20 protein-coding genes and 1 tRNA gene are annotated in these 16,451 nt (G+C 60.4%); 7 read left to right on the forward strand and 14 right to left on the reverse strand.

Features of this window, described 5'->3' with window-relative positions:
* Nucleotides 1–1,380: a phosphoglucosamine mutase gene (glmM, locus tag O8W32_06130; GenBank protein ID WII08748.1), complete on the forward strand. Its 1,380-nt coding sequence runs from the start codon at nt 1–3 to the stop codon at nt 1,378–1,380.
* A gap of 14 nt (nt 1,381–1,394) precedes the next feature.
* Here glmM and speB read toward each other — a convergent pair whose 3' ends face one another.
* The 10 genes from speB to eif1A all read right to left on the reverse strand — a co-directional run bounded on the left by speB (nt 1,395) and on the right by eif1A (nt 7,992).
* Nucleotides 1,395–2,255: an agmatinase gene (gene speB / locus O8W32_06135; protein WII08749.1), complete on the reverse strand. Its 861-nt coding sequence runs from the start codon at nt 2,253–2,255 to the stop codon at nt 1,395–1,397.
* 9 nt (nt 2,256–2,264) lie between these two features.
* A complete protein-coding gene (locus O8W32_06140) occupies nt 2,265–2,654 on the reverse strand; it encodes a translation initiation factor IF-5A (protein ID WII08750.1) in 390 nt (129 codons plus the stop codon).
* Nucleotides 2,655–2,828: 174 nt separating this feature from the next.
* Nucleotides 2,829–3,614 (reverse strand): 16S rRNA (adenine(1518)-N(6)/adenine(1519)-N(6))-dimethyltransferase RsmA, encoded by a 786-nt coding sequence (gene rsmA, locus O8W32_06145; protein WII08751.1) that lies wholly within the window; start codon nt 3,612–3,614, stop codon nt 2,829–2,831.
* Entirely contained in the window at nt 3,611–4,183 is a 573-nt protein-coding gene (locus tag O8W32_06150) for a DUF655 domain-containing protein (protein ID WII08752.1), read from the reverse strand. Before O8W32_06150 ends, rsmA begins: the two co-directional genes overlap by 4 nt.
* A gap of 20 nt (nt 4,184–4,203) precedes the next feature.
* Nucleotides 4,204–4,530 carry a hypothetical protein gene (locus O8W32_06155; GenBank protein WII08753.1) on the reverse strand — a complete coding sequence of 109 codons (327 nt, stop codon included), beginning with the start codon at nt 4,528–4,530 and terminating at the stop codon, nt 4,204–4,206.
* A gap of 53 nt (nt 4,531–4,583) precedes the next feature.
* Complete coding sequence (locus tag O8W32_06160; protein WII08754.1) at nt 4,584–4,877, reverse strand: 50S ribosomal protein L21e; 294 nt, start codon at nt 4,875–4,877, stop codon at nt 4,584–4,586.
* Between the two features lie 154 nt (nt 4,878–5,031).
* Nucleotides 5,032–6,255, reverse strand: coding sequence for a tRNA pseudouridine(54/55) synthase Pus10 (locus O8W32_06165; protein ID WII08755.1), 1,224 nt, complete (start codon nt 6,253–6,255; stop codon nt 5,032–5,034).
* Between the two features lie 9 nt (nt 6,256–6,264).
* On the reverse strand, nt 6,265–6,813 hold the full coding sequence (locus O8W32_06170) for a KH domain-containing protein (GenBank protein WII08756.1): 549 nt from the start codon (nt 6,811–6,813) through the stop codon (nt 6,265–6,267).
* Complete coding sequence (locus tag O8W32_06175; GenBank protein WII08757.1) at nt 6,810–7,628, reverse strand: serine protein kinase RIO; 819 nt, start codon at nt 7,626–7,628, stop codon at nt 6,810–6,812. The genes O8W32_06170 and O8W32_06175 overlap by 4 nt, the downstream gene beginning before the upstream one ends.
* A gap of 37 nt (nt 7,629–7,665) precedes the next feature.
* A complete protein-coding gene (eif1A, locus tag O8W32_06180; protein ID WII08758.1) occupies nt 7,666–7,992 on the reverse strand; it encodes a translation initiation factor eIF-1A in 327 nt (108 codons plus the stop codon).
* Between the two features lie 152 nt (nt 7,993–8,144).
* On the opposite strand from eif1A, the gene O8W32_06185 reads away from it, so the two are divergent.
* From O8W32_06185 to O8W32_06200, 4 genes are all read left to right on the forward strand, one after another.
* Nucleotides 8,145–8,220 (forward strand) — tRNA-Glu (locus O8W32_06185).
* A gap of 185 nt (nt 8,221–8,405) precedes the next feature.
* The gene (locus tag O8W32_06190; protein ID WII08759.1) at nt 8,406–9,083 is read left to right on the forward strand and encodes a hypothetical protein; all 678 of its coding nucleotides are present in this window, start codon (nt 8,406–8,408) and stop codon (nt 9,081–9,083) included.
* A gap of 21 nt (nt 9,084–9,104) precedes the next feature.
* Complete coding sequence (locus tag O8W32_06195; protein WII08760.1) at nt 9,105–9,554, forward strand: hypothetical protein; 450 nt, start codon at nt 9,105–9,107, stop codon at nt 9,552–9,554.
* A 214-nt stretch (nt 9,555–9,768) separates the two neighbouring features.
* Entirely contained in the window at nt 9,769–10,968 is a 1,200-nt protein-coding gene (locus O8W32_06200; GenBank protein WII08761.1) for an MFS transporter, read from the forward strand.
* Between the two features lie 44 nt (nt 10,969–11,012).
* Here the strand turns inward: O8W32_06200 and O8W32_06205 are convergent, their stop codons facing one another.
* The 3 genes from O8W32_06205 to O8W32_06215 are packed head-to-tail and all read right to left on the reverse strand — an operon-like array spanning nt 11,013 to nt 13,468.
* Entirely contained in the window at nt 11,013–12,140 is a 1,128-nt protein-coding gene (locus O8W32_06205) for a hypothetical protein (protein ID WII08762.1), read from the reverse strand.
* A complete protein-coding gene (locus O8W32_06210) occupies nt 12,133–12,960 on the reverse strand; it encodes a formyltransferase family protein (protein ID WII08763.1) in 828 nt (275 codons plus the stop codon). The genes O8W32_06205 and O8W32_06210 overlap by 8 nt, the downstream gene beginning before the upstream one ends.
* 55 nt (nt 12,961–13,015) lie before the next feature.
* Nucleotides 13,016–13,468: an archease gene (locus tag O8W32_06215; GenBank protein ID WII08764.1), complete on the reverse strand. Its 453-nt coding sequence runs from the start codon at nt 13,466–13,468 to the stop codon at nt 13,016–13,018.
* A gap of 126 nt (nt 13,469–13,594) precedes the next feature.
* On the opposite strand from O8W32_06215, the gene O8W32_06220 reads away from it, so the two are divergent.
* Nucleotides 13,595–14,401 (forward strand): aspartate dehydrogenase, encoded by an 807-nt coding sequence (locus O8W32_06220; GenBank protein WII08765.1) that lies wholly within the window; start codon nt 13,595–13,597, stop codon nt 14,399–14,401.
* 190 nt (nt 14,402–14,591) lie between these two features.
* On the opposite strand, the gene O8W32_06225 is transcribed toward O8W32_06220, so the two are convergent.
* A complete protein-coding gene (locus tag O8W32_06225; GenBank protein ID WII08766.1) occupies nt 14,592–14,798 on the reverse strand; it encodes a hypothetical protein in 207 nt (68 codons plus the stop codon).
* A gap of 508 nt (nt 14,799–15,306) precedes the next feature.
* Between O8W32_06225 and O8W32_06230 the strand changes: the two genes are divergently transcribed.
* Nucleotides 15,307–16,401, forward strand: coding sequence for an aminopeptidase P family protein (locus O8W32_06230; GenBank protein ID WII08767.1), 1,095 nt, complete (start codon nt 15,307–15,309; stop codon nt 16,399–16,401).
* Nucleotides 16,402–16,451 lie beyond the last annotated feature (50 nt).

Raw genomic sequence — 16,451 nt, forward strand, 5'->3', positions numbered from 1 at the left:
ATGGGGAAGATGTTCGGGACCAACGGGATACGCGGTATAGTCAACGAGGACATGAACGCGGCGCTCGCGCTGCAGATAGGCAAGGCCGTCGGCAAAGAGTTCCCCGGAAGGGTGGCCGTCGGCACCGATACCCGCCTCTCCGCCGATATGCTCACCGCGGCGGTCGCCTCCGGCCTGATGTCGGTCGGATGCGACGTGGACCTCCTCGGCATGCTCCCGACCCCGGCCATCCAATACTACGTGAAGAGCCATCAGGACATCAGCGCGGCGGTCATCGTCACCGCATCCCACAATCCCCCGGAGTTCAACGGGCTCAAGGTCATAGCCGGCGACGGCACCGAGGCATCGAAGGATGCCGAGAACGCCATAGAGGACCTCTACGGCACGGAGATCGAGACCGTCCCCTGGGACGCCGTGGGCAAGACCAGGGAGGTGCCGGGAGCGGCCGAGGAGTACGTGGACGCCATCCTGTCCAGGGCCGACGTCAAGGCGATACAGGATGCCAAGCTGACCGTCGTCATCGACTGCGCCAACGGGGCGTCCTGCTTCACATCCCCCCTGCTCCTCAGGAAACTGGGCGTCAGGGCTGTCATGCTCAATGCCTCTCCCGACGGGACCTTCCCCGGGCATCCCTCTGAGCCTACCGCGGACAACCTGAAGGACCTCTGCAGGATGGTCCCGGAGGTCAAGGCGGACCTGGGCATAGCCCATGACGGCGATGCGGACAGGTGCGTCTTCGTGGACGGGAGCGGGAACTATGTTCCCGGGGACAAGACCCTGGCCGTGCTGTCCAAATCAATGTGCCAGAGGAAGGAAGGCTCGGTCGTCGTGACCCCTGTGGCCACTTCCTCCGTCATCGAGGATGCCGTCGCTTCTGTCGGCGGCCGGGTCATCAGGACCGCCGTCGGATCGCCTGTCGTCGCCCGCAAGATGATGGAGGTCGGAGGGGTCATGGGCGGGGAGGAGAACGGAGGGCTGATCTTCCCGGACAACCAGTACTGCAGGGACGGCGCCATGGCCATAGTCCGCATGCTCGAGTGCATAATCAGGAACGGACCGCTCAGCGGGCAGGTCGCTTCCCTGCCCACCTATTACACCGTCAAGGACAAGATCTCCTGCCCCAACCAGATGAAGAAGAAGCTCCTGAAGCACATGGCCGAGTACTCCCAGGACGAGCGCATCGACAAGACCGATGGAATCAAAGTGCTCTTCAGGGACGGCTGGGTCCTCATGAGGCCGTCCGGCACGGAGCCTATCTTCAGGATCTACGCCGAATCCAGGGACGAGGCCAAGGCCGCCGCCTATGCGGACAGGTACATGAAGGAAGCGGAGAAGTTCCTGTCGGAATCCGCGCCTGCCGGCCAGTCCCGCAGGAAGTGAAAAAGGTCCCAGGCTCAGCGCTTCAGGGATTTTCCGAGGACAGCGAGGCCTTCGTTGATGAGCCTCGCGCCGAGGATCGAGGTGATCCCGGACGGATCTGCAGGGGGGCAGATCTCCATGACGTCCATCCCGGCGAGCCTGTCGCCGATGATGTTTATGACCTTCCGCACGTCGTTGGGGGTGAGGCCGAACGGTTCCGGGGTGCCGGTCCCGGGAGCGTAGGCCGGGTCTATGCCGTCTATGTCTATCGAGAGGTAGACCTTGTCCGCCTTGAAGCCGTCCAGTGCTTTCTTGACGGCCCATTCGATGCCGTGGTCGAAGACGTCGAAGGAGGTGATGTAAGGGACGACATCGTCCCTTTCGAGCTCCTCCCTCCCGATCGACCTGACGCCGACCGCGCAGCAGTTCTCGATGCCCAGGTGCTCGGAGGCCCTCCGGGTCACGCAGGCGTGGCTGTTCGGAGTGCCCATGTACTCGTCCCTGGAATCAAGGTGAGCGTCTATGGTCATCAGGGCGATGCTGTTCTTCTCGAACGACTGTATGACCGGCACGGTGGCGGAGTGCTCCCCGCCGATGACTATCGGGAACTTGCCGTCCCTTATGACCGGCCCGGCCGCGAACTTGACCTCCTCGAACATGTCCTCGGGGAGGATGAAATCGTCGCAGTTCCCGTAGTCGTTAACCCTCGGCTTCTCATCGCCGAGACAGTAGAAAATCGTCTCCTCGAAGTTGTAGGAGGCGCGCCTCACGGCCGTAGGGGCCTCGCGGGCCCCGGCCTTGAAGGATGCGGTATGATCGTAGGGCACACCTATGATGACGGCATCGGCCTCGTTGTACTCGGCGTCCGAATCGGCATAGGTGAGCCCGTACGGCATGCCGGTCCCTCACATCAGCTTCATCCTGTCCATCGCCACGATGTACAGGATCTCAGCGCCGTCCGTGAGGACCGACTCATGGTCCGGGTTGATGGGCATGCTGAAGGTCTCGAAGGTCTCGAGGTCCATGATCTGGACTTCGTTGTTGGCCTCATCGATGGAGATGACCTGTCCCTTTCTCTTGTCGATGACAGGGACCTGCACCTTCGCGGAGACAGGCGCGTTGATGGACCTCTTCTGGCCGGTGAAGATATCGGTCGCCTCGATGCTTGCTTTGGCGGATCCGTGCTTTCCGGGCTTGGAGGTGGTGATGCTGATAATCTTGCAGGGGCAGTCATCGATGTTAACGTACCTTCCGATCTTGAGCTCACGGAGCTCTTTCATTTCCCACTCGGCCATAATCAAACCTTCTTATGATTCGTGTTTGCCTGATGCTCACTGTATTCTCTTGTTCTTCTCGCGCATGTATTGCGGTTCAGGAACGATATCGATATGGAACACGGCAATCGTGCCTTGGTAAGGCCTGAAAATATATAATGCGAACGGGTGCGCGCGAGGCATCCAGATGTCCGGTCATCCGGGCCTGAGCGAATAGACGGCATCGGCGAGCTCCCCTATCTGCGCAGGGCTGAGGCGCTCGATCCTCTCGTCCGCGAAGGGGATGTCGCCGGAGGACGAGATCATGCCGGTGGCCTTCAGCGACGTGCCGATCTTCTTCCTCCTGTGCTCGAAGCAGACATCGACGACACGGAAGAACGTCTTCTCGTCCGCGACCTCGAAGTCCGCCTTCCTGGGTCTTATCGAGACGATGCAGGAGTCCACTTTGGGGCGGGGGTTGAAGCGGCTGCTGGGGACGTTCTCCAGCATCCTGCATTCGGCGCGGTAGGCGAGGTTCACGGTGAGGCGGGAGTAGTCCACGGATCCCGTCTCGGCCACCATGCGCTCCGCGAACTCCTTCTGCACCATGACCACGGCGATCCTGAAGTCATGTTCCAGGAGCTTGAAGATGATGGGCGTGGAAACGCTGTACGGGAGATTGCTGACGAAAACATCGAACTCCGGGAAAGGAACCTTGACGGCGTCTCCGCGGATGAGCGTGATCCTGTCGCCGTAGGTCTTCTCGATGTAATCGGCGAGGTTATCATCCAGCTCGATGCAGGTGAGGCTGTCGGTCTTCTCCGCCAGGCGCTGGGTCAGTATGCCGAGGCCCGGGCCGACCTCCAGGACCCGGTCGTGGGGACCGATGCAGGCATACTCCACATGCCTGTCGGCGATTCTCCCGTCGGTCAGGAAGTTCTGCCCGCGGGATTTGCTGGGCCTAACCCCTGTCTCTCTTATGAGACGCCCCGTCTCGGTCATTTCTGCGAGTTCTGCACGAAAAGATAGCGGCGTCTCTCAGGGTCCTCGATCTCGAGCACGATCCTGGCGACGACAGGCTTCTCGGGTTTGAAGGACTGAACCTTCTGGTACTCGGAGAGCCTGGAGGAGAGGTCCTCGTATCCCTTGAAGCTGCCCCTGGGGCTCTCGCGCTCGGCGAGGATGGCGTTCATGGTCTTCTTGCCGAGTCCGGGAAGCTCCTCGAGGAGGTGCTTCTTGAGCGAGATGGGGCCGGCCTCGTTGTAGAAGCGGATGAACCTGGCCTCATTGTTCTTCACGATGTCCGCGACGGCGTACTCTATCTCGGACGCCGCCATGTTGGGCAGCTCTGTGAAGGAGATCCTCCTCTTCACATGGTCGATGGTGTCCCTCTTCGAGGCCTCTTTGCCGATGTACACGCGGTCGCCGATGTTGATGACAGCGTTGTCCTTCGGGACGAGCTCGAAAAGCTTGAAATCGGTGTCTCCGAGAGCGAAGGCCACGCGCTGCTCGCGCCTGTCCCTGCCTCCGGCTATCGTTCCGATGTCCAATATATACGCGTAATCTTCCATTGAAGCACCCCCTGAAGAATTCAGTAGTAGGGTTCGACGGTCTTCAGGACCTGGTCGATCATATCCGCGTCGAGGGGGCGGGGGAGGTGCTCTTTCGAGCACAGCGCCCTGACGTCGGACTGGTACTTCGGGAGGATGTCGACGATCTTCATGGCAAGGGGCTCATTGCCCTTGATGAAGTCGAGCTCCAGGAGTTTGCCGAAGAGCTCGTCGGCCTGATCCTTGGAGATGTGGCACAGTTCGGCCTGGGAGAGGGCGTTCTTCTGCATAGGGAGGAGTTCCCTCTTCTCATTCTCAGCAGTGAGCATATCCCTTACTTCAGCAAGCGAAACTATCTTTCCGTCCATCCACATCACCTGTAATCAAAGGAGAAAATGTTTTTGCGGACCCGTCAGCGGATTCACTGAACGGTCCTGACGAGATGCTCCGGCCTGGAGACGACGGTCTTGGTTTTCCCGCCGACCTTCACGGAGACCTCGTACGCGGATCCCCTGGAGCCGATGACGACTCCGGTGAGCCCCTGGAACCTGGAGTGGGGCATGCCCTTGTGGATGGAGGGGTCGATGACGATGTTGACCTTCTCTCCGTTCTCGAAAGTCTGGAATCCCCTGGTGATGGGGGAGAGTCCCCTGGACCTGGGCTTCTTCTGGAGAAGCTGGCGGGTCTTGGACCTGAATCCTCTGGATCTCTGCATGTGATCTGCCTCTGATATTTTTCGGATCTGCGCCGATGGATTGACCTAATCCTATCTGAGCAACCCTAGATAGGACTGCGCTATCTGCTCCCTGTTTATTAACCTTTCTTCTATTATTCTTAATAAAGGGAAAGACGGCGGGGACCCGGGCCGCTCAGTAGTCTATTTCGATGACGTCCAGGAGGTCCACCGTCAGCTTGGCGCCGACTAGTTCCGACAGGTTCGGGTCGGTCCTCCCCCCGTCGCCGGAGACAAATTCCTTCACGTAGGTCCCCGACTGCGTCTTCAGCTCCAGGTCGAAGCCCTCGTCGGTGAAGTTATCGGCCTTCAGCCAGTAGATCCTGCGGTTCCTCACCAGGTCGGCGCGGCGGTGCTCGACCCTCACGGGAGTGCGCTGTGCCAGATCCACGTCTTTGAACGAGGAGACCACCTGCATGACCTTCTCCCGGTCATAGGGGCCGTCGGAGACCACTTTGGCGCGGTAGGTCTTGTCGGGGTCGGACCCCTTGTACTCCGCCACTTCCGCCCTGGGGACGAAATGCAGGCCGTGATACTGTGCCAGTATGCTTTCGTTGGCCCTTCTCTCCAGTTCGTCCAGGTCGATGTCCCTGCGCTTCGGCTGGGAGATCTCGAGTACGAACGGCCTCCCGGTCCCGAGCATGCGGGCATCGATGTCCTCCCTGCCCATGCCGTGGAAGAAATCCTCCTTCCCGCCGGCCATCTCCAGGGCTATGCGGCCGATCTCCTCCTGCACGGAGGTCTGGTACATCTTGCCGGAACCGTGGCAGCGGGGGCAGCCCTTCCCGTGGCAGACGCGGCAGGGCCATCTCGTCTGGGGGATCTCGCGGCTGTACTTGTTGTAGCGTCCGGCGATGAACAGCGGGGCGCAGTCGAGGGTGACGTCGGCGAAGCGCGTGTCGATGCAGGCGACGACCTCCGGTTCCTTGAACTCCACGCGGCGGTTGATCATCGGGAGCGCGGCCTTGCCGATCTCCCTGTTGAGCTCGGTCTTGAGAGGCTCGGCGGTCTCGGAGAGGCCGAGCTTCTCCGTCAGCTCCTTCTCGCGCTTGACCTGCCCCGGGTCGACCCTGCAGCCGACCAGGAAGTTCTCCGACTGGACGGTGTTGACCTTCTCGGCCACCGCCCCGGCGAACCTGGGTACCATATCGAAGATGTCCTCGCACAGGGGGCAGATGTCCGCCTTCCCATAGCGCTCGCCCTTCTCCTCCAGGGCGGCGCGCAGCATGCGCCCGCGCTCCTCATCGGTGAGCCTCTCGCCCAGCTTGGCGAACTGCCTTCCTATGCAGTGGTCGCAGAGGCCCATCTTTGCGAGCTCGCGTGCTTTGCCGATGTTCTCTTCCGCCCATTCCTCGGTCAAGCTATCGCCTCAGATGTCGAAGCCCATCTCCGCTATGCGGAGCCTGGGGCGCTGCGATTCGAGATAGTGGTACACCGTGGAATGCTCGCTCCCGTGCAGGAGCATCTCGACTGCAGTCTTGGCGACCGGGAGCGATATGGAATTGCCGATCAGCGACACAGTGTTGCCGTAGACGCTCATGTAGACGTCCGCCAGCTCCTCGATGAGCTCTCTGGTGCGGCCGTTGCGCCCGATGAGCCTCCCGCGGGCGCGCTCGACCTGGGACTGCCTGTCGCCGACGGCCTCCTTGATGTCGATGGTCTGCAGGAACATGTCGTCGTCATCGAGGATCTTGGCGGCCTTGTCCGGATTGAACCCCCTGGCCACGGCGCGGATGACGTCGAGGATCTTCAGGGCGTTGATAGGCTCTATGCCCTCGGCCTCGTCGTGGATGATGACCTCCCCTTCGGTGTCCACGTCTATCTTTATGCCGGTCCTCTCCTCTAGCATCCTCTTGGACGCTCCTCCTTTCCCCACGAGCGCGCCGACGCGTTCCGCGGGGATCCTGATCTCCCTCATTCGTCTTCCTCCTCGTCCCCGCCGTCCTTCTCCTGTTCGGCGGCGGCCTCGTCGCATTCTTTCTCGATCTCTTCGGCGGGCATGACATCCGCCCCTCTGGAGGCGAAGAACCTGTTGATGTTGGCGATGTCGCGGCGCAGGAGGTCCTTTGCGTTGAACCAGTCGGCGGTCATCGCCTGCCCGACGTCGATGACGACCGGCTCGCCGTCCCTCATGAGTATGTTGTATTCGCTCAGGTCCCCGTGGACCAGCCCGGCGTCCGCCCATCCGCCGACAATGAAGTCCACCACGTCCCCGTAGGTCCCGTCGGGGTCGTCGAGCTCGGCGTTCCTGAGCTGCGGGCAGGCGCCCGTCTCGTCGCCGATGTACTCCATGAGGAGGCAGTTCTGCTGGCAGGTTATCGGTTCCGGCACGGGGAGCTCCGCCTCCCAGTACCTCTCGAGGTTCTTGAACTCCTTGGACGCCCATGCGTAGATGAACTTCCAGCGGTTCCCCGTGGTCCCCCTGAACCTGGGGTCGCCCTCGATGTACCTGGACACCTTCTTGAACGTGGACGTGGAGGTCCTGTAGATCTTGAGGGCGACGGGAGCGCCCTCGGCATCGGTGGAGTAGAACACGTTGCCCTCCTTGCCGGTGGAGATGGGGTAGTGGACCTTGTCCAGCAGCCCCTTCTTCATGAAGCCGTAGATCGTCATCAGGGTCTTCCTGTCGAAGACCTCGGCCTCAGTCTGGCGCTCGTCGCCGGTGCGGTCGGTCTTGAGGGCATCTATGCGCTTCTCGAGGTAGGCGTACTCCTCTTCGTAGGATTCCTTCATCCGGTAACCTCCTCCACGCCGGCCCGCGGATGCGGGCTCAGAATATGTCCAGGTTCTTCGGGATCTTGTTCCTCTTGCTGAGGTTGACCGCCTGGGTCTTGGTGTACCTGAACCTGACGTCGCATTTGGTGGGCTCGAAATCCCAGACGGACACGATCAGCAGGTCCCCCTCGCGGATCCACATCCTCTTCTTGATCTTGCCGGGGATGCGCCCTACGCGGGACTGGCCGTCCTCGCACATGACCTTTATTTTGCTTGCCCCGAGGAGCTGGTCGGCGATGCCGAACATCTCCCCTTCTTTGATATTGGGGAGGCGGACGCGGGTCACGTCCTCTTCCGTCGATTCGAAGGGTCCTTCTGCCATTTTATCATCCAGCCATGAGAAGCCCTGCTTATTAAGTGTTGCCTTTGATGTTTATAGAATAATAAGAAAGGACGGGACCAGGGTCCTGCGCCGGGAGCTGGCCTGAGAACCCCCAAATATTTTTAAATCGAGTCTATCATGGGACAGGCACTGCTCCAGTAGTGTAGCGGCCAATCATCCGGCCCTTTCGAGGCCGGGACTCGGGTTCGAATCCCGCCTGGAGCACCATAAATTCTGCATCATGCTGTTTCGATCGCGGTCCCTGCCGTCCCGATCGGTCCGCGCCTCCCGGTTCGGCGGGAGCGTTCCTGTAATCAGTCTTGGAGGATATCCAGAGGGCCGTCCCGGTCATGAGGATGCCTCCGAAGATGTAGACCGCCACGCAGGCGATTATCAGCGCATGGAACGAGACGGTGCATACCGCGGCGTACGCCGCCAGTTTCGCGACGCCCCAGATCAGGACGAGCCTGGACGACATCTTGGAGCGCCTCAGGACCTGCAGCATGCAGGAGCCCAGTTTCCTCAGGCCGTCGAAGGGGATGAAGATGCAGAACATCCTGAGGACCCAGACCATCTCGTCACTGTGCTCCGCCATCGACGGCTCCGTGGTAAATATTCCGATCAGCGGCTCCGCCAGGATGAAAACCGCTGCGGACAGGGCGACCGTGACGGCCGCGGAGATCCTGGCCGAATACGAGAGGCCCAGCTTCATCTTGGGTATGTCCCCCTGGCCTATCGCCGCCGAGCACACGGGGATCATCGCCGCGCCGATCGCCTCGGAGACGGCGGCTATGAGGGTGCAGTACCTGAACGGGACGTTGTACATCATGACGGCGACGGTCCCGCCGGCGATGATGATGAACACCCTCTGGATTATGTTGGTCACGCTGGTGACGGTGGCCTCCGTCGTCCTCGGCCCGGCGATCCCCATGAGCTCGGACATCGACGCCCTGTCCGGGCGGTATCCCCTGAACGATATCCTGACGTTCATCGACCCGTCCATGTACCAGTACAGGCCGATCAGGGTCGAGGCGAGGGCCCCGATCGATGTCGCCCATCCTGCCCCGGAGATCCCCATGCCCGCCCAGTAGATGAGCGCGGGGTCGAGGACCATGTTGAGCCCGGCCGACACTGTCAGGATGATTATCGACCTCTTCCCGGCGCCCTCCGAGCGGAGCAGCCCGGAGACCACGCCGTTCATGATGATGGCGCCGGCGAGGGCGATGAACGGGAAGGCGTATTCCCTGCATCCCTCGCGGACATCGTCCGCTCCCATGAACGATATTATCGGATCGAGGAGGACCCAGACGATCAGGGCGGTCGCCGCCGAGGAGATAAGTCCCAGCACGATTGCGTTCTCGGCGAGCGCGGAGGCGCGGCGCATGTCGTCCTTCCCGATGCGGAAGGAGATACATGCCGATGCCCCCACGCCGAGTCCCACCCCCACCCCGGCGATGAGCCAGTACACGGGGGCCATCATCGAGAGAGCGGACAGGTCGCTGTCGCCGAGCCCGGAGGCCCAGGCGGTGTCGACGAAGAGGTTCACCTGGATGACCAGATAGGAGAACAGCAGCGCCCAGGCGAGCGAGCGGATCGCCTTCTTCGGCTCTCCCAGCATCCTCCTCAGCTCTGCTCCGTCCATGCCCCGGCCTATCAGGTTCTTTTTAAATAGATTGGCAGGGCGGGAAGCATCTCCGCGGGCGTCCCCCGGGGTCCGGGAAGCGCCGGATCCCAACAATCAAAGATTAAATAACAAATCATATTGACTGCTTTTCCATGTCAGAGAACAGGGGCGCGAAGGAATTCACGCCCAATGTCTGGTCGAGGTATGCTATCCTCACCGCCTCCATGCTCATCATCATGGGAGCGGCGGCGGTGGCCCCCGCGCTGAACGGGATCGAGGAGGAGTTCGGGGCAGGCAAACTGCTCACCTCCTTCGTCGTGACGCTTCCCGCGCTGGCCGTCGCCTGCTTCGGGTTCCCCATGGGGACCATGGCCGATAAGCTGGGCATGAGGTTCACCCTCATCCTCTCGCTTATTATCTTCACTGTGTTCGGGATCGCTGGGTATTTCGCGACCTCGATCGGCATGCTCCTGGCCATGAGGTTCATGGTGGGAGTGGGGATCGCCGGCATAGCTACGGCGGACAACGCCCTCATCGGCATGTACTATTCCGGCCCGGAGAGGGCGAAGGTGATCACCCAGCAGGCCGTCTTCATGGGCCTGGGCGTCATCGTCCTCGAGATGCTCGGAGGGTTCCTGGCGGACATCGACTGGAAGTCGCCGTTCCTCGTCTACGCGATCGGAGTCCCCATCCTGCTCTTCGCCTTCCTCGGAATCTACAACGTCTCCGGCAGCGGCCGCGCAGGCCCCTCGGATGCGCCCGAAAGGGACATACCCAGGAGGAAGGCTAGGATCGCCCTCTGCTACATCTCGATATTCTCCGCGATGTTCTGCCTTTACGTGGTGACCGTCAACATGTCCGACTATCTCGTTGACATGGGCGAGAGCATGGCCCTGTGCGGCACCATACTGGCTCTTCTGGGGGCCATGAACTCCGTCGTGCCGATGGCGCTGAACAGGGCAGGCATCAGGCTTCCCCTGTGGAAGGCCGCGGGCGCAGCGTTCATCCTCTATGCGGCCGGGATGTTCCTGCTAATCCCGTCGGAACTTGTTCTGGCGATCATCGCAGTGGTGCTCGTCGGCATAGGGATGGGCACCATAGTGCCGTGCCTCGTGGGCTCCATCTCCTCCCTTGCCGTGCGCGGGAAGGAAGGGAAGGTCCTCGGCGCCTATTCTGTCTTCATGAACCTGGGACAGTTCGTCTCGGCCATCGTCGTAGGCACCATCATCGATGCGGCGGGGTTCGACGATGCCTTCCTGATCGTCGGGATCGCGATGGCCGTGCTCGCGGTCGTCCTGTCGGCGGCCGTCAGGACGGCGTTCTCGGACAGGCCTCAGCGTTCCGCCGAGTGAAACTAAAAAACAGGGTTCCGGCGGGCCTTCCGGCCCTCCGGGCCTCAGGAATTCCCGAGGCTGCTCATTATCGCCTTGCGGCAGGCGCTGCTCTCGGATGCGACCTCCGTGACGTTGTCCTTGGTGATCCTGCGGACCATCGGCAGTTCGGGCTCTTTGAGCATGGCCTCCATGAGCCCGGGGTCCGGGTATCTGGTGTATGCCTTCAGGTCGTCCCTGTTCCAATGGTCGATGAGGTCGTAGACTCCTTCGATCCCGGTGTCGTAGAACTGCTCGACGAGGACCGCCCCGGCGAGGCTGCTCTCCGAGATGACCGATACGTTGGCGCCGTGGACGGCGAACTCCGATCCGTTGTAGGCGATGGCCAGGCCCCCGCCGTCCTTCACCAGGTCGAGCGCCTGGTAATCTATGGTCTCCCCGCCGATGTAAGCGGTGCCGTCCATGTCGATTTGGGTCGTTTTCCGGATGTCGAGAAGGGCGTACGCCTTCTCGTTGGCTCCGACGGCCGGCATCTCGCTTATCATATCGTACGCCGAGGTCCCCTGGAGGCGCCTCACGAACACATCGTCCAGGGCCTCTACCATGTCGACCTCGTCCTTCGAGAGCGTCATCGGGACGTTGAGCCGGTACCGGGTGGTGGGGAGGGGCAGGTCCGCGATCTCCGCCGCGATCTTCCTGAGCATGCTCCTCTCGTCCCAGGACATGTCCGATGCGGCGCTGTCCAGCTCCAGCTGGGTGCATCCCACAGATTCCCTGGCCAGCCCGGTGAGGCTGCAGAGGGCGTCCGCCGCGTGGCTGTACATGCACGAGTCGTAGAACGACGGCAGGACATCGCGGAAATAGCTGACGACCTGCGGGGCGTCGGCCATGAGCTTCATGTTTTCCGAGTAGAACTTCTCGGCCTGGTAATCCGAGGCGCCGAAGGCCACCAGGAACGGGGCGACCATCCGGATGGCGTCGGCGCTGTGCCCGACGTCCGTCCTGTTGAGGACGTAGGAGGTGATGTTGTCGTACCTGTCGATCAGGTCGTACAGCCTCTCTCCTCTGGGTATGAAGTGCCCGCAGAGCATCCTGGCACAGTCGTTCCTGACCAGGAACCCCTGGGGCTCGCATATCAGCTGCTTGTCGTGCACCAGGCCCATGTCCTGCATCGGGTTGATCTCGTCAGGCATCTCCGACCGCCCCGTCGACCTCCTCTGTGAGGTCGTAAGGCCCGTCCAGGACCTTCCCGTCCCTGACCAGCCTCTTGTCCTTCATCTTCACGGTGCCGTCGGCGAAGAGCTTTATCGTCTCGGTTATCAGCGGCAGCTCGCGCTTCGCCCCGTTCTCGCGTATCTTGCGGAAGAGCGGCTCGTCCGTGCCCTCTTCGGCGCGGATCTGCTCCAGGGTCCTGTCCTTCAGCTTCTCATGCATATCGTCCCAGAGGCCGTCCCAGCCCTCTCCCCTGATGGGGAAGCGGCAGTAGGTGATGGCCGCCCCGCGGTCATGCTCGCTGGTGCAGATGTGCATCATGGCGCCCTGTTCCCGCGCATCGGACGCGATCAGCTGCCAGATGACGTCCTGCCAGGTCCCTTTGGGGCCGTCGGGCAGGGCAGGGTGCAGGTTCAGCATGTCGTACGCATCGCAGGTGGCGTCGTCCATCCACAGCATGTACCCGGCGAGGATGCCCAGGTCCATCCCGTACTTCCCGGTGCTTTCCCTCAGCACCTTCCCGTACTCGTTCCCCCAGGCCTTCTCGTCCCTTTCCCTGAGGTCGGGCATGAACTTCTTCCAGGAGGCGGTGACCAATGGTATCCCGTACGATCTGACCTCCTCGAAGAACAGCTCCCTTTGGTCCTTCTTGGGATTATCTTCCTCGGTGTTGTCCCAGTTGCAGAATACGAACGAGATCTCCGCATCGAGGTAGCCGCTACCGATAGCCTGCTCCACCGATCTCAGGAGGTTGCGGGACCCGGGGCCCCGGCCGGTGGAGAACCATCCCAGTTTCAACATCGCCACCCAATCTCCCCGCGGGTATATAGAAAGGCGCGCCCGAATGGCTTTCCTGTCATACATCGAAGAGGACGGTGGCCTCGCAGGCATCGGGATCGATATCCATCATGTGGAACGTCACCGCCTTGATCTCGGTGCGTATGCGCATGCGGGACCGGTCGAGGGGCTCGCCCGAGCAGTCGCAGGAGATGCTGAGGCCGTCTCCGCTGACGCGCACCGAGAAACCGCACAGTATCAGGCCGTCGCAGTCCTCCAGGAACAGCAGCTCCGACAGGAACGAGTACAGGGCGTCCTCCGGATCCTCGCCCGAGACCTCCACGTGCCTCGTCTCGGACTGCCCGACCCCCGAGAGGTCGACCATCTGGTCGAACATCCCGTAGGCGAGGTTCGCATAGCATTCCCCCATGTCCTTCCCGCGGGCGTGTATCATGAGGTCGGCCGTGTGGTCGAGGACCTCGTACCTCTGCATGCCGTACGCATCGCCCAGGGAATAGATATCTGTGTCCATCGGTGCGGAATACGTGGAATCGGCAATGCGAAAACGCTGTAAAACGCAATACAGGCTCTGCATTCCGCAGAAGAAACCCTGGAATCCAGGTAATATTTAATAAGAAGTCCCGTCAATCGCGGTAGCATGAGGATAACAATCGTCGGCTGCGGCTCCATCGGCTCCAGGCTGGCCAAGGCCGCTGACGAGATGGAAGAGGTCAAGAGGATCTACCTTGTGGACATCAGGAAGGACATCGCCGACAATCTGGCGGCAGGGCTGAAGAAGGCCATCGTGGTCGACTCCGTCGAGGACGAGCTCTATCACTGCGACCTGGTCATCGAGGCATCGTCCCAGAGCGCCGCCAGGCAGATCGCCCCGGTCGTGGCCGCCAGGGGAGTGGACATCATGATCATGTCCGTCGGGTCCCTCGTCGACGATGAGTACAGGGCGGCGCTGTTCCAGAACGCCAGAGAGCATGAGGCGAAGATCTTCATCCCCACCGGCGCCCTCTGCGGCGTCGACGGCCTGAGGTCCGCCAGCCAGGACGACCTCGACTCCGTGGAGCTGATCACCACCAAGGGCCCCAAGTCCCTGGAGAACGTCCAGTACCTTCTGGACAAGGGCGTCATAGTCGACAAGATCAAGGAGAAGACCGTTGTTTACTCCGGCCCCGCCAGGGACGCCGTCAAGTACTTCCCCAAGAACATCAACGTCGCTGCTACCGTTTCCCTTCTGGGCATCGGCTTCGACAGGACCAAGGTCACCATCGTCTGCGACCCCGAGGCCACCTCCAACTCCCACGAGCTGAAATACGAAGGGAAGTTCGGCAAGGCTGTTGCGCACACCTACAACATCCCTGAGACCGACAACCCCAAGACCTCGCACCTTGCCGCCCTCGCGGCCATAGCGGCGCTCAAAAGGATCTGCCGCAACGAGTGGTTCGGAATCTGAAAAATTTCTGTGATGATCGGGGAGGCTGCAGCCTTTCCCGATCATCATCGCAGCATCCCGAATGCCTTGATATCAGAAGCAGAATATTCCTCGTATGTGTATCCAGGCGGACATCCGTTCGCCCTCGGATACTGTATATTTTCCATATCCTGCTTAGGTTCGATCTGAACGATCTTAACCTGCGGCTTCATCACTGATCTTTATCGACATCCGTTGCGCAATACTTCATCAGAATGAAGTAAACTGCCAGAGCAGCTGCCATTTCGATGATTGTAACTATTATCAACAGTACAATATCAAAATCATTCATCAAGATATAGAAATTGCCTGTGAATGCTATTATGAAGCATAATAAAAGGAAAATCTGAAGATCTCTTTTCTTTGCTATCTTTCTCATATCGCTCATCTCGAAGTTGTTGTGTCCCAAAACCATTTCCTGCGACCAAAGACTTTGAAATGCCCTCTGACGGTGAAGTCAATCCCTATTCCATTGCCTGCATTATATTGCTCTGTGACAAACTGGTACAGTCTGCTTAATTGAGAACGTCCTCTATTGAAAAAACGTTAATACATAATAATTTAATTAACTAAATAAATACATCACTATGATTTAACTAACTCGTTAAATTATCAAACAATAATCTGATAATTGCGACTGATCGAGGCCCAGCTTCCGTTGGGTAAGTCGCCGCATCATCCGCATTTTCACTCAGCTGTTCTCACGCCCGGAAACTGCCGGTCTAGGTCCGTACGGGCGCCTTCGGCGCCGGATTATACGTTATAAACTGCTGAAAATACGTTTCTTCTTCGTTTAGCCGATACTGGATTCGCACACATCATCGTATGCGCTGGCACATCGGCCGGACTTTGCAACCCCGTTTATATGCCTAAGCAATCTGCCAATCATGGCAACAAGAGCGGAGAGGCTGATGGCGAACGCGCCCGAGGACATGGACGCGATCGTGATCGCCAACGGCGGCGAGAACTTCATCGATTCGATGTACAAGTATCTCCTGAACCCCAAGGGAGGCGTGTTCGAGGACTGCTACATGGTCGTCAGGAAGGACGGTTCCCAGGACGTCATCGTCAACATCCTCGAGGAAGAGGCCGCCCGCTCCGGGACCGGGAACGTCCGCGTGTTCCATGACCGCGCCGAGCTCGAGGCGATCTTCAAAGACTGCCTTGGGGACTGCAGGAAGGTCGGCTTCAACGTCGACTCCGTCCCTTACAGCACTGTCATGGGGATCAAGAAGCTCTCGGGGAACGATTTCGAGGTGGCGGACGCCAGGAAGGCCATCGCCGAGACCGTAGCCGTCAAGGATGCGGATGAGATCGCCGCCATACAGAAGGCATGCGACATATCCTCTCAGGTTGCCCGGGAGATCCCGGAGTACCTGTCCGAGGGAGTCTCCGAGACCGAGGTCGCCACCAGGATGGAGATCAGGATGCAGGAGCTCGGCGGGAGGGGGCTGGCCTTCGATACCATAGCCGCCTTCGGCCCCAACTCGAGCATGCCCCACTACATGCCTGCGGACTACCGGCTGAAGAAAGGAGATGCAGCTCTCTTCGACTTCGGATGCAAGTGGGGAGGCTACTGCTCCGACATGACCCGCACCGTCTTCCTGGGGGAGCCGCCGGACATCATGAAGAGGGCGTACGAGGTCGTGAGGGAGGCCCAGCAGGCCGGTATCGATACCTACCGCGACGGCGCTCCCGCCAAGGACGCCGACCTCGCGGCCAGGAAGATCATCGATGCTTCCGAGTTCAAAGGGAAGTTCATCCACTCCTTCGGCCACGGCATCGGCATGGACGTCCACCAGCCCATCTATGTCAGCTACCGCTCGGAGCAGGTGCTGAAAGCGGGGAACGTGGTCTCGGCGGAGCCGGGCGTGTACATCCCGGGCATAGGCGGGGTCAGGATCGAGGATACAGTGCTCATCGAGAAGGATGGGTGCCGCCGTCTCTCCGATTTCCCGAAAGAACTCACGATCGTGGAATGAACAGAGGGCGGACGGCTTTTTATCCTCGTTCGGCATCTCTAGAACGGAGA

This window comes from Methanomassiliicoccales archaeon LGM-DZ1 (assembly GCA_030168595.1).
Taxonomy (GTDB): Archaea; Thermoplasmatota; Thermoplasmata; order Methanomassiliicoccales; family Methanomethylophilaceae; genus Methanomethylophilus.